Below are 24,157 nucleotides of genomic sequence, written 5' to 3'. Positions count from 1 at the left end.
CGACGGAAGGCTCCGCCGCCTGCCTCGGGCGCAGCGATATCGGCCGGATCGAGCCCGGCCGGGAGGCGGATCTGGCGCTGTTCACCCTCGACGAACTGCGCTTCTCCGGCGCCCACGATCCGCTCGCGGCCCTCGTGCTGTGCGGCGCCCACCGCGCCGACCGGGTGATGGTGGCCGGGCGCTGGCGGGTAATCGACGGGCAGCCGCTCGGCATCGAGACCGGACGCCTGCGCGAGGAGCATTCGCGGCTCGCCCGGCAGCTGTTCGGCTGAACTCAGCTGCCGCGATAGGTCTGGTAGCTCCACGGGCCGGCGACGAGGGGCACGTGGTAGTGGCCTTCCGGCTCGGCTACGCCGAAGCGGATCGGCACCAGGTCGAGGAAGGCGGGCTCCGGCAGGTCGAGGCCGGCGCGGCGGAAATAGTCACCGATGTGGAAGCGCAGTTCGTAGTGCGCGATCGGCACCGGCCGGCCGGCGATCAGCGGCGCGTCGGTGCGCCCATCCGCATTGGTCTCGGCGCGCGCGACCGTCACCGCCTCGTCGGGCCCGACGATCTCCGCAAGTTCGATGACGACGCCCGCCGCCGGCCGGCCGGCGACCGTGTCGAGCACGTGGGTCGAGAGGCGCCCGGTCGTGCGAAACCGCCCCTCCCCCGTGACGAGGGCATCGAGGCGGATCGCGGCGATCCGGAAGACTTCGGCCTCGGCCGTCTCCCGCTCGCGGGCGATATCGCCCGACATCCGCGCCTCGAACTGCCGCAGCAGCGAGGCGCGGCCGTGGCGCTTGATGCAGAGGATGAACGGGAAGCCGAACTTTTCCCTGTAGGCCGAATTGAGGGCCGCGAAGCGCGCGTATTCGGGCTCGCTCAGGCGGTCGAGCCCGGCGGCGGCCTGCTCGGCGATGGACTCGGCGGCGATGGTGCCGGCGCGGGCGGAACGGCCGGCGAGTTCGGGATGATCCCGCAGGAGGGCCAGCCGGCGTGCCTCGGGCGCCGCGAGAACCGCCTCGCGCATCGCCGAGAACAGGGCCTCGACGCTTGCGAACGGCCGCCGGGCCGCCACCGCCTCGGCCACCCAGGGCGCGTGCTCGAAGATCGCGCCGAGCGCGGCGACGAACTCCGGTTCGGGGGCGACATTGAGTGCGTCGAGGGTCACGGGCATGGAGGAGCCTCCGCCGAGCCGGCGCCGCCATGTGCGGACGCTCGGCAGGATGCGTTATAGACCGCTTCCGGCGGCCGCATCACCGCTCCGCTTGCCCTTCGCCGGCCCTTGGGCAGGATCGGTTTCGGCCGCACCGGGCGGCGGGAGAGACGGCATGGCGCTCACGGCATCGACCTACGGCAAGGCGCGGGTGCGGGTGATGCGACTCACCCGCGAGGGCGACCGTCACACCCCGCGGGAACTCACCCTCTCGGTCATGATGCGCGGCGCCTTCGACGCCGCCTGGACGCAGGCCGACAACCGCGCCTGCGTGGCGACTGACAGCGTGAAGAACATCGTCAACGTCGTGGCGGCCCAAAACCTCTCCCTCGGCACGGAAGCGTTCGCGCAGGCGGTCGCGGCGCTCTTCCTCGACACCTATCCCCAGATCGAGGAGATGACGATCGAGGCGCGGGAGACCCGCTGGCGGCGCCACGCCATCGCCGGGGCGCCGCACGACCACACCTTCACCCTCGACGGCAACGGATTCGGGATCGTGCGGCTGGTGGCGCGCCGGGACGGGTCCGTGCTGCAATCGGGCGTGGAGGGCTTCACCTTCATGAAGACCACGCAATCCGGCTGGTCCGACTTCGTCGACGACCGCTACCGCACGCTGCCCGACGCCACCGACCGCATCGCCGCCACCGCCATGGACGCGCTCTGGACCTGGTCCACGATGCCCGCCGATTGCGAGGCGGCCAACGCGCGGGTCCTCGACACGCTGCTCGCGACCTTCGGCGGGAGCTACAGCTTCGGTGTCCAGGACAGCATGTACCGGATGGGCGAAGCCGCGCTCGCGTCCGTGCCGGAGATCGCGCAGATCCGCTTCGCGATGCCCAACAAGCACTACATCCCGATTGATCTGACGCCGTTCGGACTCGAGAACGGCGCCGCCGTGTTTCTGCCGACCGACGAACCGCACGGGCAGATCGAGGCGACGATCAGCCGGGAGAAGTGATCGCCGAGGCTGGGACAGGGGCACGGCGACGCGGCCGGCTTAGTCCCGGAGCCGGCACGGCCGGTGTCGGCTCGCACATGCCGGGAAAGGATCGTGCCATCTGCCCATGGTGTGAGCAAACTTCTTCGCAATCCACGTAACTGCCTCATAAAAAGAAGGAAAAACGGGTTCATCGAGGCCCACTTGGGCGTTCTTGGTTCGCCGACGCTGTCGCTTTTGACCGTTAGGTGGGCAATTGGTGATCGTGCGGTGGGCATCGCTGCACAAATTCTATGACCGGCGCCGCCACTCCGTGCTTAAATCCTGGACCGGAACACACGTTCAGGAGTCGCACGATGTCCGCACGCACTCTTTCAGCCGCTCTTCTGGTGCTCGCTGTCTCGGCGGGCGGCGCCTTCGCCGGGGATCGGAGCCGGATGACCGCACCTCCGCAGCCCCAGACGACCGGCAGCATCGGACGCGCAGGCGGTCCATTCGACGTCGTCGGAATGCCGGGCCAGGATCCGCGCCTCGCCGCGCCGCGCCCGCCGGCTCGCAGCAGCTTCAACCCCGACACCGCCCGCGCACGCCACTACGCGCGCTGACGCCCCGATGAGACGGCCGATCTTCCGCACGAGGGAGATCGGCCTCGCCTCGTCTTTCCACGGATCCAGCTCCTGGCCGGGCCGTCTCGTCCCGGCTCGGGCGGCTCCGCGATCAGCCGGCCGAAGCGTTTCGGCCCGGCAGCAGCCTATAGCGCCGTCCGGCGTAGAGCAGGCCGTTCGCGTCCCGGATCTCGGCGAGCGCCTCGACCTCGCAGATGAGGACGTCGTGGGTGCCGACCTCGTGCCGGTCGACGATCCGGCAGTCGAAGGCGACGAGGGCCTCCGGCAGGACCGGCGCTCCGGTCCGCAACGTATCCCAGACCCGTCCCTCGAAGCGCTTGTCCCGCGGCACGCGTCCGGCGAAATCGGCGGCGATGCCCTCGTGCGCTGCCGTGAGCGTGCTGATGCAGAGCACGCCGTTGCGCAGGAAGACCGGATAGGCGGAGGAGTTGCGGTTGAGGCAGACCAGCAGCGTCGGCGGGCCGTCGCTGACGCTGCACACCGAGGTCGCGGTGAGGCCCGCCCGGCCGCCTGGGCCGTCTGTGGTGACGAGATGCACCGCGCTCGCGAGTTGGGCCATCGCCTCGCGATAGGCCGAGGCGGACACGGCCTCGAGGTCGGATGAAGTCATGGTGTTCGCCTCTCGGGGCCGGATCGGGTCCCGATCGCTGGGCAGGACGTCGCAAGGCTCGGTTGAGCGCTCGCGAAAGCATGACGCGGTGGGCGTTCCGGCCGTTCCGGTCAAGGGCCGGATCGGTCATCCGCGGCCGATCTCGGTCGCATCGAGCCCGAGGCCGCCGAAGATCGGTGCGGGATGGCACCGGGCGGACCGGGACGGTCATCTTGCGGATCGGGTCGTCCCTGTCCGATGAAGCGCGGGTCCTGTTCCCCGGAGGCCGTGCCATCCTCGCCGTCGACCCTCACGGCCCCGCGCCGTCCCGCCAGCGCTCCCACGGCATCGTACGACTGCGCGCCGCCCCGGCCGGCCCCGCGGCGGACGCCCCGACGCGGATCGTCGATCTCGCCGAGAGCGGTCCCCTGCGCCTTCGTTTTCCCCGGCAGGGCGCCGAGCGGATGCTGGAAGGCGTTCTGGTCAATACCGGCGGCGGCGTCGCCTGCGGCGACGTATTCGAGGTGTCGGTGGCGGTGGACGCGGGCGGGGCGTGCCTGCTGACCACGACCGCGGCGGAAAAGATCTACCGCTCGGACGGGCCGGAGGCGGCGGTCGGCAACAGGGTGAGCGTCGGCGCGGGAGCCCGGCTCGATTGGCTGCCGCAGGAGACGATCCTGTTCGACCGGGCCCGGCTCCGGCGCCGCTTCGAGGCGGATCTTGCCGGCGACGCCGCGCTGCTCGTGGCCGAGATCGCGGTGCTCGGCCGGGCCGCCCGGAACGAGAGCCTGCACGAGGCCCTGTTCGAGGATCGCTGGCGCATCCGCCGCGACGGCCGCCTCATCTACGCCGACAGCCTGCGCCTCGAAGGGGCGGTCACCGATCTCATGGCCCGGACGGCGATCGGCGGCGGCGCCCGCGCGCTGGCGACGATCCTCGACCTCTCGCCCGGTGCCGAGGCCCGGCTCGACGAGGCCCGCGCTCTCCTCGGCGCGCTGCCCGCCGCGGTGGAGGCCGGCGCGAGCGCCTGGAACGGTCACCTCGCCGTGCGAATGCTGGCCCCCGCGGTCGCCCCCCTGCGCGAGGGCGCCGCCCGTTTCCTCGCCGCGTGGCGCGGACGGCCGATGCCGCGCGTCTGGCAGAGCTGACCGATCGGGCCGAGCCGCTTGACCTCGGCCCGAGCATGATCCTTGCTCGCGTTGATCCCAACCCCCGGCCACCTCTCACTTCAGCTCCTTGCCTCAGGACGCCCGCCTTGCTCCTCACGCCCCGCGAGAAAGACAAGCTCCTCGTTGCCATGGCCGCCCAGGTCGCCCGCAACCGGCTGGCCCGGGGGGTGAAGCTCAACCATCCGGAGGCGGTCGCCCTCATCACCGACTTCGTCGTGGAGGGCGCCCGCGACGGCCGCTCCGTCGCCGAGCTGATGCAGGCGGGCGCGACCGTCCTCGACGCCTCGCAGGTGATGGAGGGGGTGCCGGAGATGATCCACGACATCCAGGTCGAGGCGACGTTCCCGGACGGCACCAAGCTCGTCACGGTCCATCACCCGATTCGCGGCATTCCCTCGGCGGACGTGCCCGGCACCGTCACCACGATGCCCGGCGAGATCGTCTTCAACGAGGGCGCGCCGCGGACCGTGATCGAGGTCGCCAACACCGGCGACCGCCCGATCCAGGTCGGCTCGCACTATCACTTCTTCGAGGTGAACCCCGGCCTCGTCTTCGACCGCGACAAGGCGCGCGGCCAGCGCCTCGACATCGCGCCGGGCACGGCGGTGCGCTTCGAGCCCGGCTCGACCCGCGAGGTCGCGCTGGTGCCGCTCTCCGGGTCTCGGACCGTGTTCGGGTTCCGCGGCGACGTGATGGGGCCGCTGTGAGCGCGATCGATCGGGACCGGGGGGACGATCTCGCTCTCGTGAGTCGGGCGGCCGATTTCGCGGCCCGCCGGCACGCGACGCAGCACCGAAAGGGAACGGCGCGCGAGCCCTACGTGAATCACCTGGCGGAGGTCGCCGCCCTCCTCGCGGAGACGGCGGGAAAGCCGGATGCCGCCCTGGTGGCCGCCGGTTGGCTCCACGATACGCTCGAAGACACGCGGACCGATCGCGAGGAACTGGACCGCCTGTTCGGCTCCCGCGTCGCGGATCTCGTCGCCGAGGTGACCGACGACAAGTCGCTTCCCAAAGCCGAGCGCAAGCGGCGGCAGGTCGAGGCGGCGCCGCACAAATCCGCCGGCGCCAGGGCGATCAAGGTCGCCGACAAGACGAGCAATCTCCGCTCGCTGACGATGAGCCCGCCGGACGGCTGGGAGCGGCAGCGGATCGTCGATTACATCGCCTGGGCGGAAGACGTCGTGGCCGGCTGCCGCGGCACGAACGCCGCCCTGGAAACCATCTTCGACCGCGCCGTCGCGCAAGCGCGGGCGACGTTGTGACGGCGACGCCGACCGACGCCGCTTCGGGCATGCTCCGGCCGGGACGTGACGCCGTCGCCGCTCTCGGCTAGAGCGCGTCTCGGCGAAGCGGCAACCGCTCCGTTGCAGCCATACGCGTAGAACGGGAACCGGGAGACGCCGACCCGATGCAATCGGGTCCGATGCGGCTCTCGGCGCGCGGTCGACCGCTTCCTCAGCCACTGGGTGGGCAGACGATGAGCCTGACCGAAGAGGTGCACGAGCGCGATCAAGGCATGTTGGTGCTCGATGCCGAGGCGCATCCGGTATCGACGAAGAAGCGCGCGGTCTGCGCCCTCTCCGGCGTCGAGATGAGTCGCCGCAACCTCGTGCCGGTCGCGAGCCTGCGCGCGGCCCTGGCCGAGCATATCCGGACCGACTATCCCGGCCTGCCCGACGACGCGCTCATCAGCGTCAAGGAACTCGCCAAGTACCGGACCCGCTACGTCGCCGAACTCCTGGCGGAGGAACACGGCGAGTATTCCGACCTCGACCGGCAGGTGGCCGAGAGCATCGCCGCCCAGGACACGATCGCCGAGAACATCGAGGAAGACTACGACGAGCACCGCACCTTCGGCGAGCGCATCTCGGACGGGCTCGCCGCCTTCGGCGGGTCCTGGGCCTTCCTGATCAGCTTCGCCCTGGTGCTGGTGACGTGGATGGCGGTGAACGTCACCATCGGTGACACCAAGGCGTTCGACCCCTACCCGTTCATCCTGCTCAACCTCGTCCTGTCCTGCCTCGCGGCGATCCAGGCGCCGATCATCATGATGAGCCAGAGTCGGCAGGACAAGAAGGACCGGCTGCGCTCGAACAACGACTACCGCGTCAACCTGAAGGCGGAGCTCGAAATCCGGCATCTGCACGAGAAGATGGATCACCTCGTCACGAAGCAGTGGCAGAGACTCGCGGAGATCCAGCAGATCCAGCTCGAGATGCTCCAGGAGATGCGCACCCGCGTGGCGCGCAAGCCCGTCGTCAAGGTCAAGAAGGTCGTGCGCAAGAAGCGTTCGAAGCCGGCGGCCCCCGAGGTCGCGCCGCCCGCGAACCCGGCCGACCCGGCATCCGGTCCTCCGGCCTCGTCCGATTCGGCGGGCTGAACACAGCGCATGCCCCGTCCTCCCGGCATCGATCCTGCCTGCTTCCCCCGGCGTCCCTGAACCCGAGCGTCCCCCATGTCCGCCCGTCTGCCCCGCGCCGCCTATGCCGACATGTTCGGACCGACCACCGGCGACCGAATCCGGCTCGCCGACACGAGCCTGGAGATCGAGGTCGAGCGCGACCTCACGGTCTACGGTGAGGAGGTGAAGTTCGGCGGCGGCAAGGTGATCCGCGACGGGATGGGCCAGTCGCAGGCGACCAATGCGGAGGGGGCCGTCGATACCGTCATCACCAACGCGGTCGTGCTCGACCATTGGGGCGTGGTGAAGTGCGATGTCGGCATCGTCCGCGGCCGCATCGTCAGGCTCGGCAAGGCCGGCAATCCGGACGTGCAGCCGAAGGTCGACATCGTCGTCGGCCCCGGCACCGAGGTGATCGCGGGCGAAGGCAAGATCCTCACCGCCGGCGGCTTCGACAGCCATATCCACTTCATCTGCCCGCAGCAGATCGAGGAGGCGCTCTGCTCCGGCGTCACGACCATGCTCGGCGGCGGCACCGGCCCCGCGCACGGCACCTTCGCCACCACCTGCACGCCCGGTCCGTGGCACATCGCCCGGATGATCGAGGCGGCGGATTCCTTTCCGATGAACCTCGCCTTCGCCGGCAAGGGCAACGCCTCGGTGCCCGGCGCGCTGGAGGAGATGATCCGCGCCGGTGCCTGCGCGATGAAGCTGCACGAAGATTGGGGCACGACGCCCGCGGCGATCGACACCTGCCTGTCGGTGGCGGACGCCCACGACGTGCAGGTCATGATCCACACCGACACGCTCAACGAATCGGGCTTCGTCGAGGACACGATCGCGGCCTTCAAGGGCCGCACCATCCACGCCTTCCACACCGAGGGCGCGGGCGGCGGCCACGCGCCGGACATCATGAAGGTGGCGGGCCTCGCGAACGTCCTCCCGTCCTCGACGAACCCGACCCGGCCCTTCACGAAAAACACCATCGACGAGCATCTCGACATGCTGATGGTGTGCCACCACCTCGACCCATCAATTCCGGAAGACCTCGCCTTCGCCGAGAGCCGCATCCGCAAGGAGACGATCGCGGCGGAGGACATCCTGCACGACATCGGCGCGCTCTCGATGATGTCCTCGGACAGCCAGGCGATGGGCCGGGTCGGCGAGGTGGTGATCCGCACCTGGCAAACCGCCGACAAGATGAAGCGCCAGCGCGGCGCCCTCCCGGGCGATGCGTCGGGCAACGACAATTTGCGCGCCCGGCGCTACGTCGCGAAGTACACGATCAACCCGGCCATCGCCCACGGCGTGTCGCGCCATATCGGCTCGGTCGAGGCGGGCAAGCTCGCCGACCTCGTGCTGTGGACCCCGGCCTTCTTCGGCGTGAAGCCGGACCTCGTGCTCAAAGGCGGCATGATCGCCACCGCGCCGATGGGCGACCCCAACGCCTCGATCCCGACGCCGCAGCCGGTGCATTACCGGCCGATGTTCGGCGCCTACGGCCGCGCGCCCTTCGCCACAGCGCTCACGTTCGTCTCGCGGGCGGCGATCGAGGACGGCGTGAAGGAGCGGTTGCGCGTCTCGAAGGAACTCGTGGCGGTGGAGAACGTGCGCGGCGGCATCTCGAAGAAGAGCATGATCCTCAACGACGCGACCCCGGTGATCGAGATCGACCCCGAGACCTACGACGTGCGCGCCGACGGCGAGTTGCTGGTCTGCGAGCCGGCGGAGGTTTTGCCGATGGCGCAGCGCTATTTCCTGTTCTGAGCTATGATCGGCTGCCGACAGGAAGCCCCGCGATGACCAAGGCCGCGCTGAGGCCGCCACCGGCGGCCGACCTCTACGAGACGGATTTCTACGCCTGGACCCAGGCCCAGGCCGAACTGCTGGGCGCTGGTCGATTCGAAGAACTCGATCTTCGCAATCTGATCGACGAGGTCGCCAGCGTGGGGAGCAGCGAGAAGCGCGAGATCGAGAGCCGCCTCGACATTCTCCTGGCGCATCTTCTCAAGTGGAAGTTCCAGCCGGGCGCTCGGTCGAGCGGCTGGCAGGCGACGCTATGGGAGCAGCGCAAGCGGATTGGGCGAATCGTGAAGACGAGTCCAAGCTTGAAACGCTATCCGGCTGAGGTTTTCTTGGACAGTTATGTCACCGCTCGCCTGGAAGCCGCCAAGGAGACGGGGATCGATTTCACCCTGTTCCCCGAGCAGCCGCCCTTCACCGTCGAGCAGGCGCTCGATCCGGATTACCTCCCGAAGGAGCCCGGTCTCCTGGATCCGTCGTGATCGCATGATCCGCGCCACCCGCGTCATCCGTCGCGACCGTCTCGGCTCCGGCGAGATCGTCGACCGCATCGTGCTCGATTCGGGCGACCGTCATCGCCGCCGCATGGCGATGCGCGGCGTCGGCGGCACCGCCTTCCTGCTCGACCTCGGCGAGGCCACCGTGCTCGAGGACGGCGATGCGCTGGCGCTGGAGGACGGCCGCCTCGTCTGGGTCGAGGCGGCGCCGGAGGCTTTGCTCGAGATCCGCGCGCCCTCCCCGCTCGCCCTCAAGCGACTGATCTGGCACATCGGCAACCGCCACATCCCGGCCGAGATCGGCGAGGAAATGGTGTGGATCGCGCACGACCACGTGCTCGCCGAGATGGTGCGGGGGCTGGGCGGCAGCGCCGAGCCGGTGACGCGGCCGTTCCGGCCCGAGGGCGGCGCCTATGCCGGCGGGCATGGTCATGGCCACGATCATTCGCACGATCACACGCACGCCCATGATTGACGCCCTGCGGCTGATGGCGTGGCTGTCCCCGACCTATCCGGTCGGCGCCTTCGCCTACTCGCACGGGCTCGAATGGGCGGTGGAGTGCGGCGACGTGCGGGATGCCGCCACCCTCGCCGACTGGCTCGCCGACGTGCTGGAGCGCGGTGCGGGGCGCAACGACATGATCCTCTGCGCCGCCGCCCACCGCGCCGCGGCAGCGGGGGACGGAGTGGGCCTCGCCGAGGCCAACGACCTCGCCCTGGCGCTCGCCCCCTCCCGCGAGCTTCACCTGGAGACGAGTCAGCAGGGCCGCAGCTTCCTCGACGCGACGCTGCGGGCCTGGCCCTGCCCCGCCCTCGCCACGGTCGCCGACCGGCTCGCGGCGGAGGTCGCCTATCCCGTCGCCGTCGGCGCGGCGGCGGGCGCGCACGGCGTCGCGCGGGAGGCGACAGTGGCGGCCTACGGCCTCGCCTTCGTGCAGAACCTCGTCTCGGCCGCCCTGCGGGTGGCACCGGTCGGCCAGAGCGCGGGCACGGCTTTGCTCGCCGCACTCACGCCCCGCGTCGCCGCGCTCGCGGGGACGCTCCAGCACGGTGATCTCGACGCGCTCGGCAGCGCGACCCTGCGGCTCGATCTCGGTTCCTTCCGGCACGAAACGCAGTATTCCCGCATCTTCCGTTCCTGAGGATTTTTCGGATCCTATGACATCCCTCAACGGACCTCTTCGCGTCGGAATCGGCGGACCCGTCGGCTCAGGCAAGACCGCGCTGATGGAGCAGCTCTGCCGCCGCTTCCGCGACACCTACGAGATCTGCGCGATCACCAACGACATCTACACCAAGGAGGATGCCCGCATCCTCACCGTGGCGGGGGCATTGCCGCAGGAGCGCATCCTCGGCGTCGAGACCGGCGGCTGCCCGCACACGGCGATCCGCGAGGACGCCTCGATCAACCTCGCCGCGGTGGCGGAGATGCGCCGCCGCTTCCCCCGGCTCGACCTCGTCCTGATCGAATCCGGCGGCGACAACCTCGCGGCGACCTTCTCGCCGGAACTCGCCGACATCACCCTCTACGTCATCGACGTGGCGGGCGGCGAGAAGATCCCGCGGAAGGGCGGCCCCGGCATCACCCGCTCGGACCTGCTCATCGTCAACAAGACCGACCTCGCCCCGCTGGTCGGGGCCGACCTCTCGGTGATGGAGGCCGACACGCAGCGGATGCGCGGCACGCGGCCCTACGTCTTCGCCTCGCTGCGCGAAGGGCACGGGGCGGATGCGGTGGCGCGCTTCATCGTCGAGGCCGGCGGGCTGGGGTGACGTCGTTTCAGGAGATGCGCGGCTGCACCCCCTGTTCTCACGACGGCGCCGAGCGGCGGAACGCGTCGCGCTCCTCCAGCACCTCGATCAGGTCGAGCACGCGCACGACCTGTCCCGACACGTCCCACCAGGGCAGCAGGCGGCGCGAGGCCGGGACCGGATGGTGCCGCACCGCCTCCACGAGGAAGGCGGTCTCCGTCAGCGGCGGCGCGGACAGGCCCGCCGTGCGGCCCGCGGGCAGGACGGCGCGGGCGAGAAGACGGGCCTTCCGTGCGCCGCTCACGCGGGCACGCCGGGTGACCGAGTCGAGCCCGTTCGCCTCCACCGCGCGGCCGATCTCCGCGTAGATCGTGCCGGCGGCGCGGATCGCCGGGCGACAACCGAGGGGAAGCGCGGCAATGCCGGGCTCGGCGCGGGCGTAGAGCCCCTCGGCCGCCACCAGCAGGTCGGCCACGACGCGCCGCAGGCCGGGGCTGAGGCCCGGATCAGCGAGGAAGGCGTCCGGATCGATCCCGGCGGCGTCGAGCCAGCTCCGCGGCAGGTAGAGGCGCCCGGCGCGGGCATCCTCGCCGACGTCGCGGGCGATGTTGGTGAATTGCATCGCCACGCCGAGGTCGCAGGCGCGGGCGAGCGCGTCCGCGTCGCGCACGCCCATCACCAGCGTCATCATCGCTCCCACGGTCCCCGCGACGCGGGCGGCGTAGGCGGCGAGCTCCGACAAGGTGTCGTAGCGCCGTCCTTCGATGTCCCAGGCGAATCCTTCGAGCAGCGCCCGCGGCAGCGCCTCGGGGATGGCGTGGCGGGCGATGACCTCGGCGAGCGCGCGGTCCGCCGGGTGGTCGGCGGGCCGGCCGGCGACGGCGGCGCTCAGCCGCCGCTCCAGGCGGGCGAGGGAAGCGGCGTGGTTGCCGCCCGCCTCGTCCACCGCGTCGTCGGAGAGGCGGCAGAAGGCGTAGAGGCCGTAGGCCGACATTCGCACCGCGGGCGGCAGCAGCATCGAGGCGGCGAAGAAGCTTTTCGAGCCGGCGCGGATCGCGGCCCGGCAGGCAGCCAGATCGTCGGCACCGGGGATGGCGGGGTCAGGCACGAACACGGGCATCCGGCACCACGGAATCGAGGACACGGGCCGAGGAGAGCACGCCCGGCAATCCGGCGCCGGGATGCGTCCCCGCGCCGACGAGGAAGAGGTTCGCCACGTCCTCCGACCGATTGTGCGGGCGGAACCACGCCGATTGCGTCAGCACCGGTTCGAGCCCGAAGCCGGAGCCGCGGAAGCTCAGGAAGTCGTCGGAAAAGCCCTGCGGCGTCGTCACCCGCGAGGTGACGAGGGCATCGGAGAGCCCCGGCAGCACCGAGGCTTCGAGGAAGCGGGCGATCCGCTGGCGGTAGGGCTCGGCGCATTGCGCCCAGTCCTGGCCACCGGCGAGGTTCGGCACGGGCGCGAGCACGTAGAAGGCGTCGTGTCCGGGCGGGGCGAGCAGCGGGTCGGTCGCGGTCGGGCGGTGGAGGTAGAGGCTGAAGTCGTCGGCCAAGTGCTTGCGGTCGAAGATGTCCTGCAGCAGGCCGCGGTAGCGCGGGCCCATCAGGATCATGTGGTGATCGACCTCCGGGTATTTTTTCCGCGTGCCGAAGTACCAGACGAACAACCCCATGGAGGACGCGGCGCGCTCCAGGCGCCTCGTGCTCCAGCGGCGCGTCGTGCCGCCGAGCAGGGTGCCGTAGGTGAAGGCGGAATCGGCGTTCGAGACGACGATCGCGGCGGGGATGATTTCGCCGTCCGCCAGCAGGACGCCGGTGGCGCGGCCCTCGTCGACGCGGATGTGCGCCACCTCCGCGCCGCAGCGGATCGTCCCGCCCTGGCCGCGGATCAACCCGCAGAGGCCGTCCACCAGCCGCCCGGTGCCGCCCATGGCGAAGTGGACGCCCCATTGCCGCTCGAGATGAGCGATGAGGCAGTAGATGCCGCTGGCGCGAAACGGATTGCCGCCGATGAGCAGCGGGTGGAAGCTGAAGACGGTGCGCAGCCGCTCGTTCCGGATGAAGCGGGCCACCACGTCGTAGACGCTGCGGTGGCCCGAGAGGCGCAGCAGGTCGGGCGCGATCCGCAGCATCGCCCCGACGCTGCCGAACGGGACGTGGCCGAGCCGTTCGAAGCCGACACGGCACACTGCCTCGCTATGGGCCATGAAGCGCTCGTAGCCGGCGACGTCGTCCGGCGCGAAACGGGCGACCTCCGCCCGCATCGCCGCGCGGTCGCCGCTATAGGCGAAGCTTTGGCCGTCCTCGAAGCGGATGCGGTAGAACGGATGCATCGGCACGAGGGTGACGTCCTCGGCCATTTCCCGCCCGCACAGGCGCCACAGCTCCTCGAACAGGAAGGGGGCGGTGACGATGGTCGGCCCGGCGTCGAAGGTGAAGCCGTCCTGCCGGTGGACACGGGCGCGGCCGCCGGGCTGGTCCAGCCGCTCCAGCACGGTGACCCGATAACCGCGCGCACCGAGCCGGATCGCCGCCGCCAGCCCACCGAAGCCGGAGCCGATCACGACCGCGTGCGGCCGGGCATCGAGGCCGGACGTGTCAATCGGCTTGACGGCGAGTGTCAACATACGTTGACACTATGGCCGGGATTCTCGCCAGCGCAAGAGGCGTTTCAGCGTGGCGATGTCTGCGCTGCTCCGGCTTCCGCGAGAACGATCTCGGCGACGCGCTCCGGCGCCTCCTCGTGGGCGAGGTGGCCGAGCCCGCGCAGCAGCTCGACGCGGGCATTCGGCAGGCGCTCGCGCAGGGCGAAAGCGTCGTCCGGCTTGATCGCCTTGTCGTCGCCGCCGACGATCAGCAGCGTGCGGGTGGCGAGCCGCGGCAGGTCGCGGGCGAGCGCCGGCAGATCCCAGTTCGCCATCATGCCGAGTGCTCCGGAGACGTGCCCCGCGCGGGTGAACAGCCGCCGGTAGAGGTCGAGCGCCTGCGGATCGAGGCGCGAGCCGGTGCCGTCGATGAGGCGGCGCACCGCCGCCCGGTCGGCGCTCCAGGCGAAGACCTTCGGGGTGACGGGGTTCAGGAACAGCATCCGGGCGATGCCGGGGAAGAGGAAGCTGGCGACGCCCGGAAACGGGGTCAGCGCGCCGTTGATCGCCACCAACAGGTCGGGCGCGATGCGGCGGTCGAGGCACATCCGCGCGAGGACCGCGGCGCCGGCCGAGTGGCCGACGGCGAGGCGCGGGGTCAGGCCGAGGCCCGCCGCGAGATCGCCCACCGCCTCGGCCATCCCCGGCAGGGAGAGGCGGCGGGCGGGCAGCGGATCGGTGAAGCCGTGGCCCGGCAGATCCGGCGCCACCACGCGAAAACCCTTCTGCGCCAGGAGCGGCGCCAGCCCGCGCCAGGAATGGGTCGCGGCGCCGGTGCCGTGCAGCAGCAGCAGGCCGGGCGCCTCCGGCTCGCCGAATTCCTGCACGTGCCAGCGCAGGCCCGCCGCCTCGACGAATCGGCTCGCGGCGCGGTGCGGCCAGTCGCGGCCGTCGCGCTCCCAATCCGGCCGGTCATCGTCGAGGAGGGGCAAGAGCAAACCGGGCCTCAGGCTGTGGCGGCGCGCACCGCCGCGCTGACGCTGCCCGCATCCGCGTGGGGCAGCGGACAGTAGCGCGCCTGCGCCGCCTCGGCGAGGCGGCGCGCCCCGTCGGGGCGGGCGCCGGTGTCGATCACCAGGGTGGGCAGCGCTTGCGCCCGCAGCAGGCGGGCGGCGGCCAGGGCCTCCTCGCCGGCGAGCGCCCGGCCGCCGAGGCCGGAGCGGGCGACGTTGGCGCGCCCGTCGGTGAGCAGGACGATGACCGGGCTTCCGCCCGCGCGCCGCACGCCGAGGGCGAGGGTCGCGGCGGCGTCGAGCCCGGCGGCGAGCGGCGTGCCGCCCCCGCCGGGCAGGCCGGCGAGGACGCGCTTGGCCCGGACGAGCGAGCGCGTCGGCGGCAGCACGGTCTCGGCGCCGGTGCCGCGGAAGGCGACGAGGGCGATCCGGTCGCGCCGGACGTAAGCCTCGGCGAGCAGCAGCTCGACGGCACCCTTCGCCTCCGCCAGCCGCTCCAGCGCCGCCGAGCCGGAGGCGTCGACGCAGAAGATCGTCGTCGTCTCGCTGCGCCGCTTCAGCCGGCGGATCCGGAAATCCTCCGGGGCGACGACGACGCGGCGCGCATCGCCCTCGGCCCGGCGCAGGCGCTGCCACGGGGCGGCGGCGCGCAGGGTCGCGATCAGGTCGAGCCGCCCCCGGCGCGGATCGCCGGGACGGCTGCCGACCGGGCGGCCCGTCAGCGGGGAGGCCGACGACGCGCCCATCCGCCCGGCCGCACCGGAGCGTAGCGGCGGCCCGGCGGCGAGGAGCCTTGCGAGCAGATCCTTCGGGAGGGCGGCGCGGACCGCGTCGAGCACCGTCTCGTCGGGCCGTTGCGCCGGTGCCTCGTCCCGTTCGGCCGCATCGTCGAGCGCTCGTTGCGCCTCCTGCGACGGCTGCGGCTCCGGCGGCTGGTCCGCCGCTTCCGCCTCGCCGGGCGGCGGAGCGGGCAGACGCGTCGCCCGCGGGGCGAGCACGAGGCGGGCGGCCTCGATCAGGTCGGCCTCGTCCGGCTCCGCGCGCCCGGCCTCCCGCGCGATCAGACGGGCGATCCGGAGGGCGAGGAGCGGCGCCCGCAGCGAGGCAACGCCGAAGGCGTCCGCGACGGCGCAGAGGGTGGCGACCGGGTCGTCCACGGGTTGCCCGCTCGGCCGCTCGGTCGCCGGCCCGCCCTGCCGTCCGGCCTCGTCCCCGCGGGGAGAGGTGGCCGCGCGCAGGCTCACGCTGGTGAGGTCGATGCGCAGCGCCAGCCGGTCGGCGAGGGCCTCCGCGACACTCTCGTCCTCCTGCCCCTCGTCGAGCAGCACGAGGCCGAACCGGGCCGGCAGCCGCGCGGCGAGACCGTCGCGCTCCAGCGCCAGCGTCCCGGTATCGAGGGCGCCCGCGAGCCGGGCGACGGTGCCCCGCTCCAGCCGCTCGGCCATCGGCACGAGCACGACCCCGCCATCGGCCTCCGCCAGCAATCCGCGCTGGATCACCGGCCGGCCGGCGCGCAGCGTCGCGGGCAGGTCGAGGCCGCCGATCAGCCGGTCGTCGGCGATGCCCGGCGGCATCCGGCGCACCGGCCCGGCGAGCCGGCTGCGGAGATGGTCGAGCCAGACGTCGCGCACCGGCCCGGCCCCAGCCCGCAGCACGATCCCGCCGAGACCGTGCGGGTCGGCGGCGAACAGGGCGGCGGCCCGCAGCGCATCGTCCCAGGCCCCGGCCGGATCATCCTGCTCCGGGGCCATCGTCGCCGTCAGCGTTTGAACATCGGGTGCTCGACCCGGTCGCCGGCCCGGATTCCGAGCTTGGCGGCGGTGCCGGCGTTCAGTTCGAGCACCGCGAGCACCGGCTCGCCCGACGGGATCACCTTGGTCGAGAGCGGCTCGGTATCGGCGGCGATCCGGGCGATCGAACCGTCGGAGCGGATGAACACCATGTCGAGGGACAGGTAGGTGTTCTTCATCCACATCGTGGCCGGCGCCGGACGCTCGAAATCGAACAGCATGCCGTGGTCGGCGGCCATGGAGCGGCGATACATCAGCCCCTTGGCGCGCTGCGCATCGGTGCGCATCACCTCCACCTGGAAGGCATGGCGGCCGGACTTGCCGACGATGCCGAGCGGCTCGGTCGCGGCCTGAGCGGCGGGCGCGGCGTCCTGGGCGCGCAGCGGCCCCACCGGCACGGCCGCCAGCGCGGCGAGGCAGGCGGCGAGTCGCAGCAGCTTTGAAACGGAGGCAGAAACGGGCACGCGGATCACCGTCAATGGGAGGCCGGAAGCGCCCCGTCGACGAGGCGGACTTCCGCCGCCATAGCACCCTTCGAGCCGTCGCCGTAGCGGACCAGCACCTGCTCGCCGGGCTTCAGCTCGGCGATGCCGTAGCGGCGCAGCGTCTCCATATGGACGAAGATGTCCGGCGTGCCGTCGCCGCGGCTGAGGAAGCCGAAACCGCGCAGGCGGTTGAACCACTTCACCACGGCGACCTCCAGGCCGCTCGTCGGCGTCACGCTCACATGCGTGCGCGCCATCGGCAGTTCGGAGGGGTGGAGCGCGGTGGACTGATCCAGCGAGATCACTCGATGGGCCTGCCAGCCGCGGGCACGCTGCACCGCCTCCACCACGATCCGCGCGCCCTCGCTCGCGGCCTGATGACCGTCCCGGCGCAGACAGGTGATGTGCAGCAGCACGTCCGCCGAGCCGTCATCCGGCACGATGAAGCCGAACCCCTTCGAGACGTCGAACCACTTGATGCGCCCGGCGATCTCCAAGAGCTCGGGCGGACGCTCGTCCTCGCTCTCCCGTTCCATCGCGCGGTCCCGCATGTCCGGCACGCGAAGCCCGACGGAGCTCAGTTCGTGATCGTTCGACATGTAAGCAACCCGTGCCGAATCGCGCGGCGCAATCCCGATGCTACGTTAACAAAGTCAGATTACGCGGAAAGCCCGTTTGGCCGGCAGCGGGACAGTTCAATTGATCATTTTCCGGCGCCATGGCGTCGATGCCGCATCACGCGCGCGCCGTGCCGAGGGTCACGTCGATCGGTCCCGATCCCGATCCGACGCGGGAGAGCTTGACCGGACAAGGGGTTAGGGTCGGCTCGGTCACAATCGGCACGGGAGCAGATCATTCGAGGGCTGATTCGAATGGCCGCATGGCTGCCTGTTCGGCAGGCAGCGGCGTTCGCGCACACCCTTCGCCTGGAACGGGGATCGGTGATAGGGCGCGGCCATGCCCGCCTCGTTCCCGTCCACGCCCCCCCGTCCGAGCCGGCGGATCGACGCCCTCGACCTCGCCCGGGGCGCGGCGCTCGCGGCGATGGCGGCCTATCATGGGCTGTGGGACCTCGGCTTCCTGCAGCTCACGCCTCAGAACTTCGCGCTGACGCCGACGGGGCGGCTGGCGGCCCACGGCATCGCCGGCTCATTCCTGCTGCTGGTGGGCATCGGCCTCGTGCTGGCCAACGGCGACGGCGTGCGCTGGCGGCCCTTCGCCCTGCGGCTTGCCAAGATCGGCGGCGCCGCGCTGCTCATCACGCTGGCGACACGGTTCGCGTTTCCGGAAAGCTACATCTTCTTCGGCATCCTGCACTGCATCGCCGTCTCGAGCTTGCTCGGACTGCCCTTCGTGTTCCTGCCGGCCTGGATCACGGGTCTCGCCGCCGTCGCCGTCGTACTGGCGCCGCGGGTCGTGGCCCATCCCCTGCTCGATGCGCCGGTCTTCTACTTCCTCGGATTGGGGCGGGGGCTCCCGGACAGCAACGACTGGGTGCCGCTGTTTCCCTGGTTCGGACCGGTGCTCGCCGGGATCGCCCTGGCCCGGCTCGTCCGGCCGGTGGTCGCCGGCTCGCGGCTGTCCCGCTGGAAGGCCTGCACGCCCCTGGCGCGCGGTGCGGCCTTCGCCGGGCGGCACAGCCTCGCCGTCTACCTCATCCACCAGCCGGTGCTGCTCGCCCTGCTGACCGGCCTCGTGACCCTGACCGGGCCGCATCCGCGGGCCGGGCTCGCCGGCTTCCGCAAGGATTACGCGGCGCACTGCACCCGCACCGGCGGCGAGGCGGGCGCCTGCCGGATCGCCGCGCGCTGCACGGCCGACGCCCTGAGGCGGGAGGGTCTCTGGGGGACGGGCAAGCCCTATTCCGTCGCGGAGCGGGCCACGGCACAGGGCCTCTCGCAACGCTGCTACGAGGCCGCGGAAGGCACCGCGGCCCCGCCGTGAGGACTCAGTCCTTGGCGCGCTCCACGTAGGAGCCGTCGGCCGTCATGATGACGACGCGGGTGCCGGTGGTGATGTGCGGCGGGACGCTCGTCTTCACGCCGTTGGAGAGGAGCGCCGGCTTGTAGGACGAGGAGGCGGTCTGACCCTTGGTGACCGGCTCGGTCTCGACGATCTCGAGGGTCACGCGCTGCGGCAGCTCGATGGCCAGCGGCACGCCGTTATGGGTCGAGAGCGTGACCACCATGCCCTCTTGCAGGTAGGGGGCGGCATCGCCGACCACGTCCTCGGGAACCGCGAGCTGCTCGTAGTTCTCGGGGTTCATGAAGTGATACCCCTCGCCGTCCTGGTAGAGGAAGGTGTGGTCGCGGTCCTCGACGAAGGCGCGCTCGACCTGCTCGGTGGTGCGGTAGCGCTCGGAGATCTTCACGCCGTCGGTGATGCGGCGCATGTCGAGCTGGGTGACCGGCGTACCCTTGCCGGGGTGGATGTTCTCCGCCGTCAGGATGACGTAGAGCTTGCCGTCCTTGTCGACGACGTTGCCCTTGCGAAGGGTACTGGCGATCACTTTCACGAGCGTGGACCTTGGCTGGACGAGAACGGCGGCTCTTCACCGGCGTCTCGGCCGGGTGAGCGGAATCATCCGCGAGGCCCTACCCTATCCGCGGCTCGGTTGCCAGCCGGAGGCTGTTTTCGCGTGAGTCATGACTCCTCGCCCTGGTGGCATCCCGGCCTCCACGCGGATCGCCGGCCGCTGCTCATCACCCGCAACCGCATCCTCGCGGGGTTGCGCGCGTGGTTCGCGGACCACGACTTCGTCGAGGTCGAGGCCGCCGCGCTCCAGGTCTCTCCGGGCAACGAGGCCCATCTCTCCGCCTTCGCCACGGAGGCGATCCTGCCCGATGGCGGCCGCGAGCCGCTCTACCTCCACACCTCGCCGGAATTCGCCTGCAAGAAGCTGCTGGCGGCGGGCGAGCCGCGCCTGTTCAGCCTCGCCCGCGTCTTCCGCAACCGCGAGCGCGGCGCGCTCCACCATCCCGAATTCACGATGCTCGAATGGTATCGCGCGGGCGAGGATTACGATGCGCTGATGCAGGATTGCGCCGCGCTGCTGGCGCTCGCCGCCGAGACCGCGGGCGCCCGGCGCCTGACCTTCCGCGGACGCGAGGCCGATCCGTCCGCGCCCTTCGAGCGGCTCACCCTGGCCGAGGCCTTCCACCGCTACGCCGCCATCGACCTCCTCGCGACGATCTCGCCCGAGGGCGCGACGGACCGCGACGGGCTCGCCGACGCCGTCATGACCCGCGGCCTTCGCGTCGCGCCGGACGACACCTGGGCCGACCTGTTCAGCCGCGTCCTCGTCGGGCTGATCGAGCCGCATCTCGGGCAGGGCCGCCCAACCATCCTGTGCGAGTACCCGGTGAGCGAGGCGGCGCTCGCCCGGCCGAGCCCGCGCGACCCCCGCGTCGCCGAGCGGTTCGAGCTCTATGCCTGCGGCGTCGAGCTCGCCAACGCCTTCGGCGAGCTCACCGACCCGGCCGAGCAGCGCCGCCGCTTCGAAGCGGAGATGGCGGAGAAGGCCCGCGTCTACGGCGAGCGCTATCCCATCGACGAGGAGTTCCTGGAGGCTCTCGCCGTGATGCCCGAGGCCAGCGGCATCGCGCTGGGCTTCGACCGGCTGGTGATGCTGGCCACCGGCGCGCCCCGTATCGACGACGTGATCTGGACGCCGGTCGCCCGGAGCCGGGCGCGGTGAGCCTCGCCCTGAAGAGCGCGACGGCTCTCGCCCGCGCCGGGCTGGTGGACGCGGCCGACCTTCTCGCCCTGGAGCGGGTCGCGTCCCGCTACGCCGTATCGGTGACCGCCGACATGGCCGAACTGATCGACGGCACCGATCCCGACGATCCGATCGCCCGGCAGTTCATCCCGCGCGCGGAGGAGGTCGAGACGCGGGCGGTGGAGCGCGCCGACCCGATCGGCGACGACGCGCATGCACCGGTTGCCGGCATCGTTCACCGCTATCCCGACCGGGTGCTGCTCAAGCCGCTCCACGTCTGCCCGGTCTATTGCCGGTTCTGCTTCCGCCGCGAGCGCGTCGGGCCCGCCGGCCACGGCAGCCTGAGCGAGGCGGACTTGGCCGCGGCCTACCGCTACGTCGCCGCGCACCCGGAGATCTGGGAGGTGGTCGTCACGGGAGGCGATCCCTTCGCCCTCTCGCCCCGGCGGCTCGCCTCCATCACGCGGGCGCTCGGCGCGATTCCGCATGTGCGGGTGCTGCGCTTCCACACCCGCGTGCCGGTGGTGGAGCCGGCCCGCGTCGACGCGGCCCTCGTCGCAGCCCTCAAGAGCTTTCCCGGCGCGGTCTTCGTGGCGCTCCACGCCAACCATCCGCGGGAGTTCGCGCCGGCCGCCCGCGCGGCCATCGCCCGGCTGGTCGATGCCGGCATCCCGATGGTGAGCCAGAGCGTGCTCCTGCGCGGCGTCAACGACGACGCGGCCACGCTGGAGGCCCTGATGCGCCGTTTCGTCGAGAACCGCATCAAGCCCTACTACCTCCATCACGGCGACCTCGCGCCGGGAACGGGTCATCTGCGGACGGACCTTCCGGAGGGACAGGCGCTGATGCGGCAGCTACGCGGCCGCCTCTCGGGCCTCGCCCAACCGCTCTACGTGCTCGACATTCCGGGCGGCCACGGCAAGGTACCGGTGGGGCCGGGCTATCTCGAAGAATCGGGCGCCACGTGGCAGGTGACCGATCCGCAGGGAACCGTTCACCCTTATCCCCCCGAAACGGACGACGAGGACGAGCGATGACGCGCAAGCTGTGGGGACGGGCCAGCTCCGTCAACGTCCAGAAGGCACTCTGGGCGCTCGACGAACTCGAGCTTCCCTACGAGCATATCGAGGCGGGCGGCGCCCACGGCGTCGTCGGCGACACCGCCTACCGCGCGATGAACCCCAACGGTCTCGTGCCGACGCTGGAAGAGGACGACTTCGTCCTCTGGGAGTCGAACGCGATCCTTCGCTATCTCGCCCACGCCCATGGCGGCCCGCTGGCCCTGCCGGAGGCGCCGCGCGCCCGCGCCCTCGTCGACCAATGGCTCGATTGGCAGGCCACCGCCTTCACCCCGGCGATGCGTGACGCCTTCCTCCAGCTCGTGCGCGTCGCCCCCGAGAACCGCGACCCGCGGGTGATCGAGGCCTCGCGGGCGAGTTCCGAGCGCTGCGCCGCCCTGCTCGACGGCCATCTCGCGAACACGCTCTGCGTCGCGGGCGAGAGCTTCTCCATCGCCGATATCGCCGTCGGGCTCGCGGCCCATCGCTGGTTCCAGCTGCCGCTGGAGCGGGAAGAGCGGCCCAATATCCGCCGCTGGCTGGGGATGCTCGCGCAACGGCCCGCCTCCTCGGCCGTTCTGTCGCTGCCGCTCACCTGAGTGTCTCTCACAGAACTCCCGCTGCGCCGTCGCGATCGGTGGAGACGCGGCCGATGGCCGGGGGTTGTGCGGGGCACTCCGACATAACCCGGCGGAGATCAGCCCGTGACGGATGCCGTGCCGAACCCCGGACGAAAGAAGACCATGTTCTTCCCGCTCTCGAAGCTGATCTTCTTCGTCCTCACGCCGTCGAACTTCCTGATTCTGCTGGGGCTTCTTGGCTGCGTCCTGCTCTTCACCGAGTTCGGCCGCGGTTTCGGGCGAGCTCTCACGATCGCCGGCTTCCTCGGGCTTCTCGTCGTCGGGCTGTCGCCGCTCTCGGCCTGGATCCTGGCGCCGCTGGAGAACCGCTTTCCGGCCTTCGCCGATGACGACGGGCGGCCGGTCGCCGGCATCGTCGTACTCGGCGGCGCGGTCGAGGCGGATACATCGATCGGCCGCAACCAGATCACCGTGAACGATGCCGGCGAACGGGAGATCGCGCTCGGAGACCTCGCCCGGCGCTTTCCGCAGGCGCGGCTCGTCTTCTCTGGCGGAGCCGGCAGCATGCGCGAGGACGCGATCTCGGAGGCCGAGATCGTCAGCCGTTACGCCGACACCCTCGGGGTGCCGCGCAACCGTCTGATCCTGGAGCAGCAATCGCGCAACACGCGGGAGAACGCGGTGTTCTCCGCGCGCATGGTACAGCCCAAGCCGGGCGAGCGCTGGCTTCTCGTCACCTCCGCCTGGCACATGCCGCGGGCGATGGGCTGCTTCCGCAAGGCTGGATTCGACGTGACCGCCTACCCGGTCGATTACCGCACCAACTGGCCCCGCGACGCCTACCGCTTCGCCACCTTCGCGTCCGACGGCCTGGGGGAGCTCGATATCGGCGTGAAGGAGTGGATCGGAATGCTGGCCTACAAGCTCGCCGGCTACACCGACGAGGTGATGCCGGGGCCGTGAGCGGCGCCTACGTCCGCGGCAGGCTCAGGCGATAGATCCCGCGAAAATCGTCCGGGTCGGGCACCGGCTTGCCCTTGCGCAGGATCTGCACCCGGCCCTCCTTGGTCAGCCGCACGGCGACGCGGCGGACCGGCTGCATCAGCGGGCCCCAGCCGTCGGGATGGGGGCCGCCCAGCGCGCGGGCGACCTCGGAGGGGCAGCAGGTCTTCTCCGCGCCCCGCTCGCTGACGAGACGCAGCATCGTCTCTTCGATAGCGGCCTCATCGGCCATGGGAATCCTCCTCGGCGAGTAGGGCGGCGCGGATCGGCGAGGCGAACTGGCGCCGCCACATCACCCAGACCACGCTGGCGGTGGCGAGCATCATCACCGGCGCGCTCACGAACCAGCCGAGATAGGCCAGCGCGAACAGGAAGGCACGCTGGCCTTTCGCGAAATGCGAGCCCGCGGCCACGTTCATCGCGCCGGCCCGCTCGGCCGCGCGCCGCATCACCGCCTCGGGGGCGCCCGAGCCCTTGGGCGGCACCGCGCCGATCAGGATCGCACCGTAGTTGAACAGCCGGTAGGCCCAGGCGAATTTGAAGAAGGCGTAGACGAACACCACCGCGAGCCCGGCGACCTTGATCTCCCAGGTCTGGCGGGTGGTCACGGTGCCGAAGGGCAGCGCCGAGAACAGGTTCAGCACGTCGTCGCCCGAGCGCGAGAGCGTCAGCACCGAGCCGAGCGCGATCAGCGAGGTCGAGGCGAAGAAGGCGGTGCCGTTCTGCAGCGAGGCGTTGATCGTCGTGTCCACGACGCGGTTGTCACGGGCGATCATCTGGACCGCCCAGTTGCGCCGCTGCCGGTTCATGATCTGGCTGAGGCTCAGCCGGTCCCCCCGCCGCCGGGCGACCGCGAAGCTGTAGCCGGCCCAGACTGCCACGAAGAAGACGAGCGCCGCGAAGTCGAGCGGGGAGAAGGCGTGGAGGTCCCACATGGTCAGGGCGTCGTCA

27 protein-coding genes and 1 pseudogene are annotated in these 24,157 nt (G+C 71.3%); 17 read left to right on the top strand and 11 right to left on the bottom strand.

The window, feature by feature from the left end:
• A pseudogene (locus tag ABS772_RS09990) lies at nt 1-272 on the top strand (8-oxoguanine deaminase); the annotation flags it as partial.
• A 2-nt stretch (nt 273-274) separates the two neighbouring features.
• Here the strand turns inward: ABS772_RS09990 and uraD are convergent.
• The gene (gene uraD, locus ABS772_RS09985; protein WP_350394140.1) at nt 275-1,159 is read right to left on the bottom strand and encodes a 2-oxo-4-hydroxy-4-carboxy-5-ureidoimidazoline decarboxylase; all 885 of its coding nucleotides are present in this window, start codon (nt 1,157-1,159) and stop codon (nt 275-277) included.
• A 154-nt stretch (nt 1,160-1,313) separates the two neighbouring features.
• Here uraD and pucL point away from each other — a divergent pair, with 154 nt between their 5' ends.
• Both pucL and ABS772_RS09975 read left to right on the top strand, forming a co-directional pair.
• Nucleotides 1,314-2,156, top strand: coding sequence for a factor-independent urate hydroxylase (gene pucL / locus ABS772_RS09980; RefSeq protein WP_350394138.1), 843 nt, complete (start codon nt 1,314-1,316; stop codon nt 2,154-2,156).
• A 416-nt stretch (nt 2,157-2,572) separates the two neighbouring features.
• Nucleotides 2,573-2,740 (top strand): hypothetical protein, encoded by a 168-nt coding sequence (locus ABS772_RS09975; protein WP_350394136.1) that lies wholly within the window; start codon nt 2,573-2,575, stop codon nt 2,738-2,740.
• A 112-nt stretch (nt 2,741-2,852) separates the two neighbouring features.
• Here ABS772_RS09975 and ABS772_RS09970 read toward each other — a convergent pair whose 3' ends face one another.
• Nucleotides 2,853-3,371: a flavin reductase gene (locus ABS772_RS09970; protein WP_350394134.1), complete on the bottom strand. Its 519-nt coding sequence runs from the start codon at nt 3,369-3,371 to the stop codon at nt 2,853-2,855.
• Nucleotides 3,372-3,583: 212 nt separating this feature from the next.
• Here ABS772_RS09970 and ABS772_RS09965 point away from each other — a divergent pair, with 212 nt between their 5' ends.
• The 9 genes from ABS772_RS09965 (at nt 3,584) to ureG (ending at nt 10,995) form a co-directional block, all read left to right on the top strand.
• Nucleotides 3,584-4,498 carry an urease accessory protein UreD gene (locus tag ABS772_RS09965; RefSeq protein WP_407942981.1) on the top strand — a complete coding sequence of 305 codons (915 nt, stop codon included), beginning with the start codon at nt 3,584-3,586 and terminating at the stop codon, nt 4,496-4,498.
• Nucleotides 4,499-4,605: 107 nt separating this feature from the next.
• Nucleotides 4,606-5,226 (top strand): urease subunit gamma, encoded by a 621-nt coding sequence (locus ABS772_RS09960; protein WP_238257714.1) that lies wholly within the window; start codon nt 4,606-4,608, stop codon nt 5,224-5,226.
• Nucleotides 5,223-5,783 (top strand): HD domain-containing protein, encoded by a 561-nt coding sequence (locus tag ABS772_RS09955; RefSeq protein ID WP_350394132.1) that lies wholly within the window; start codon nt 5,223-5,225, stop codon nt 5,781-5,783. The genes ABS772_RS09960 and ABS772_RS09955 overlap by 4 nt, the downstream gene beginning before the upstream one ends.
• 215 nt (nt 5,784-5,998) lie before the next feature.
• Nucleotides 5,999-6,901, top strand: a complete 903-nt coding sequence (locus ABS772_RS09950; protein WP_350394131.1) for a DUF1003 domain-containing protein — start codon at nt 5,999-6,001, stop codon at nt 6,899-6,901.
• A gap of 75 nt (nt 6,902-6,976) precedes the next feature.
• Entirely contained in the window at nt 6,977-8,689 is a 1,713-nt protein-coding gene (ureC, locus tag ABS772_RS09945) for an urease subunit alpha (RefSeq protein WP_350394130.1), read from the top strand.
• A 32-nt stretch (nt 8,690-8,721) separates the two neighbouring features.
• Nucleotides 8,722-9,207 (top strand): DUF29 domain-containing protein, encoded by a 486-nt coding sequence (locus ABS772_RS09940; RefSeq protein WP_350394129.1) that lies wholly within the window; start codon nt 8,722-8,724, stop codon nt 9,205-9,207.
• 4 nt (nt 9,208-9,211) lie between these two features.
• Entirely contained in the window at nt 9,212-9,697 is a 486-nt protein-coding gene (locus tag ABS772_RS09935) for an urease accessory protein UreE (RefSeq protein ID WP_350394127.1), read from the top strand.
• On the top strand, nt 9,690-10,364 hold the full coding sequence (locus ABS772_RS09930) for an urease accessory protein UreF (RefSeq protein WP_407942980.1): 675 nt from the start codon (nt 9,690-9,692) through the stop codon (nt 10,362-10,364). The genes ABS772_RS09935 and ABS772_RS09930 overlap by 8 nt, the downstream gene beginning before the upstream one ends.
• Before the next feature lie 16 nt (nt 10,365-10,380).
• Entirely contained in the window at nt 10,381-10,995 is a 615-nt protein-coding gene (ureG, locus tag ABS772_RS09925; RefSeq protein WP_350394123.1) for an urease accessory protein UreG, read from the top strand.
• A gap of 37 nt (nt 10,996-11,032) precedes the next feature.
• Here the strand turns inward: ureG and ABS772_RS09920 are convergent, their stop codons facing one another.
• The 6 genes from ABS772_RS09920 to ABS772_RS09895 are packed head-to-tail and all read right to left on the bottom strand — an operon-like array spanning nt 11,033 to nt 17,383.
• The gene (locus tag ABS772_RS09920; RefSeq protein WP_350394121.1) at nt 11,033-12,094 is read right to left on the bottom strand and encodes a phytoene/squalene synthase family protein; all 1,062 of its coding nucleotides are present in this window, start codon (nt 12,092-12,094) and stop codon (nt 11,033-11,035) included.
• Nucleotides 12,075-13,601, bottom strand: a complete 1,527-nt coding sequence (locus ABS772_RS09915; RefSeq protein WP_350394119.1) for a phytoene desaturase — start codon at nt 13,599-13,601, stop codon at nt 12,075-12,077. The genes ABS772_RS09920 and ABS772_RS09915 overlap by 20 nt, the downstream gene beginning before the upstream one ends.
• A 44-nt stretch (nt 13,602-13,645) precedes the next feature.
• The gene (gene bchO, locus ABS772_RS09910) at nt 13,646-14,557 is read right to left on the bottom strand and encodes an alpha/beta fold hydrolase BchO (protein ID WP_407942979.1); all 912 of its coding nucleotides are present in this window, start codon (nt 14,555-14,557) and stop codon (nt 13,646-13,648) included.
• Nucleotides 14,558-14,565: 8 nt separating this feature from the next.
• Nucleotides 14,566-16,323 carry a magnesium chelatase subunit D gene (locus ABS772_RS09905; RefSeq protein WP_350394118.1) on the bottom strand — a complete coding sequence of 586 codons (1,758 nt, stop codon included), beginning with the start codon at nt 16,321-16,323 and terminating at the stop codon, nt 14,566-14,568.
• Between the two features lie 8 nt (nt 16,324-16,331).
• A complete protein-coding gene (locus tag ABS772_RS09900) occupies nt 16,332-16,841 on the bottom strand; it encodes a DUF192 domain-containing protein (protein WP_238254559.1) in 510 nt (169 codons plus the stop codon).
• Complete coding sequence (locus ABS772_RS09895) at nt 16,838-17,383, bottom strand: cold-shock protein (protein WP_238254561.1); 546 nt, start codon at nt 17,381-17,383, stop codon at nt 16,838-16,840. Before ABS772_RS09895 ends, ABS772_RS09900 begins: the two co-directional genes overlap by 4 nt.
• Nucleotides 17,384-17,804: 421 nt before the next feature.
• On the opposite strand from ABS772_RS09895, the gene ABS772_RS09890 reads away from it, so the two are divergent.
• Entirely contained in the window at nt 17,805-18,791 is a 987-nt protein-coding gene (locus ABS772_RS09890; protein ID WP_350394116.1) for a heparan-alpha-glucosaminide N-acetyltransferase, read from the top strand.
• A 4-nt stretch (nt 18,792-18,795) separates the two neighbouring features.
• Here ABS772_RS09890 and efp read toward each other — a convergent pair whose 3' ends face one another.
• A complete protein-coding gene (efp, locus tag ABS772_RS09885) occupies nt 18,796-19,362 on the bottom strand; it encodes an elongation factor P (RefSeq protein ID WP_238254557.1) in 567 nt (188 codons plus the stop codon).
• A 123-nt stretch (nt 19,363-19,485) separates the two neighbouring features.
• On the opposite strand from efp, the gene epmA reads away from it, so the two are divergent.
• The 4 genes from epmA (at nt 19,486) to ABS772_RS09865 (ending at nt 23,167) form a co-directional block, all read left to right on the top strand.
• Nucleotides 19,486-20,544: an EF-P lysine aminoacylase EpmA gene (gene epmA, locus ABS772_RS09880; RefSeq protein WP_350394114.1), complete on the top strand. Its 1,059-nt coding sequence runs from the start codon at nt 19,486-19,488 to the stop codon at nt 20,542-20,544.
• Nucleotides 20,541-21,602: a lysine-2,3-aminomutase-like protein gene (locus tag ABS772_RS09875; protein ID WP_350394113.1), complete on the top strand. Its 1,062-nt coding sequence runs from the start codon at nt 20,541-20,543 to the stop codon at nt 21,600-21,602. Before epmA ends, ABS772_RS09875 begins: the two co-directional genes overlap by 4 nt.
• Complete coding sequence (locus ABS772_RS09870; RefSeq protein WP_350394111.1) at nt 21,599-22,222, top strand: glutathione S-transferase family protein; 624 nt, start codon at nt 21,599-21,601, stop codon at nt 22,220-22,222. The genes ABS772_RS09875 and ABS772_RS09870 overlap by 4 nt, the downstream gene beginning before the upstream one ends.
• A gap of 144 nt (nt 22,223-22,366) precedes the next feature.
• The gene (locus ABS772_RS09865) at nt 22,367-23,167 is read left to right on the top strand and encodes a YdcF family protein (RefSeq protein ID WP_350394149.1); all 801 of its coding nucleotides are present in this window, start codon (nt 22,367-22,369) and stop codon (nt 23,165-23,167) included.
• Between the two features lie 7 nt (nt 23,168-23,174).
• On the opposite strand, the gene ABS772_RS09860 is transcribed toward ABS772_RS09865, so the two are convergent.
• Both ABS772_RS09860 and ABS772_RS09855 read right to left on the bottom strand, forming a co-directional pair.
• A complete protein-coding gene (locus ABS772_RS09860; RefSeq protein ID WP_238254553.1) occupies nt 23,175-23,438 on the bottom strand; it encodes a DUF3253 domain-containing protein in 264 nt (87 codons plus the stop codon).
• The gene (locus ABS772_RS09855; RefSeq protein WP_238254552.1) at nt 23,428-24,141 is read right to left on the bottom strand and encodes a DUF599 domain-containing protein; all 714 of its coding nucleotides are present in this window, start codon (nt 24,139-24,141) and stop codon (nt 23,428-23,430) included. The genes ABS772_RS09860 and ABS772_RS09855 overlap by 11 nt, the downstream gene beginning before the upstream one ends.
• Between the last annotated feature and the right edge of the window lie 16 nt (nt 24,142-24,157).

The organism is Methylorubrum podarium, from assembly GCF_040270385.1.
Classification (GTDB): Bacteria; Pseudomonadota; Alphaproteobacteria; order Rhizobiales; family Beijerinckiaceae; genus Methylobacterium; species Methylobacterium podarium.
Note: the sequence above shows the minus strand (reverse complement) of the source record. Positions and strands in the feature narration are given on the sequence as shown.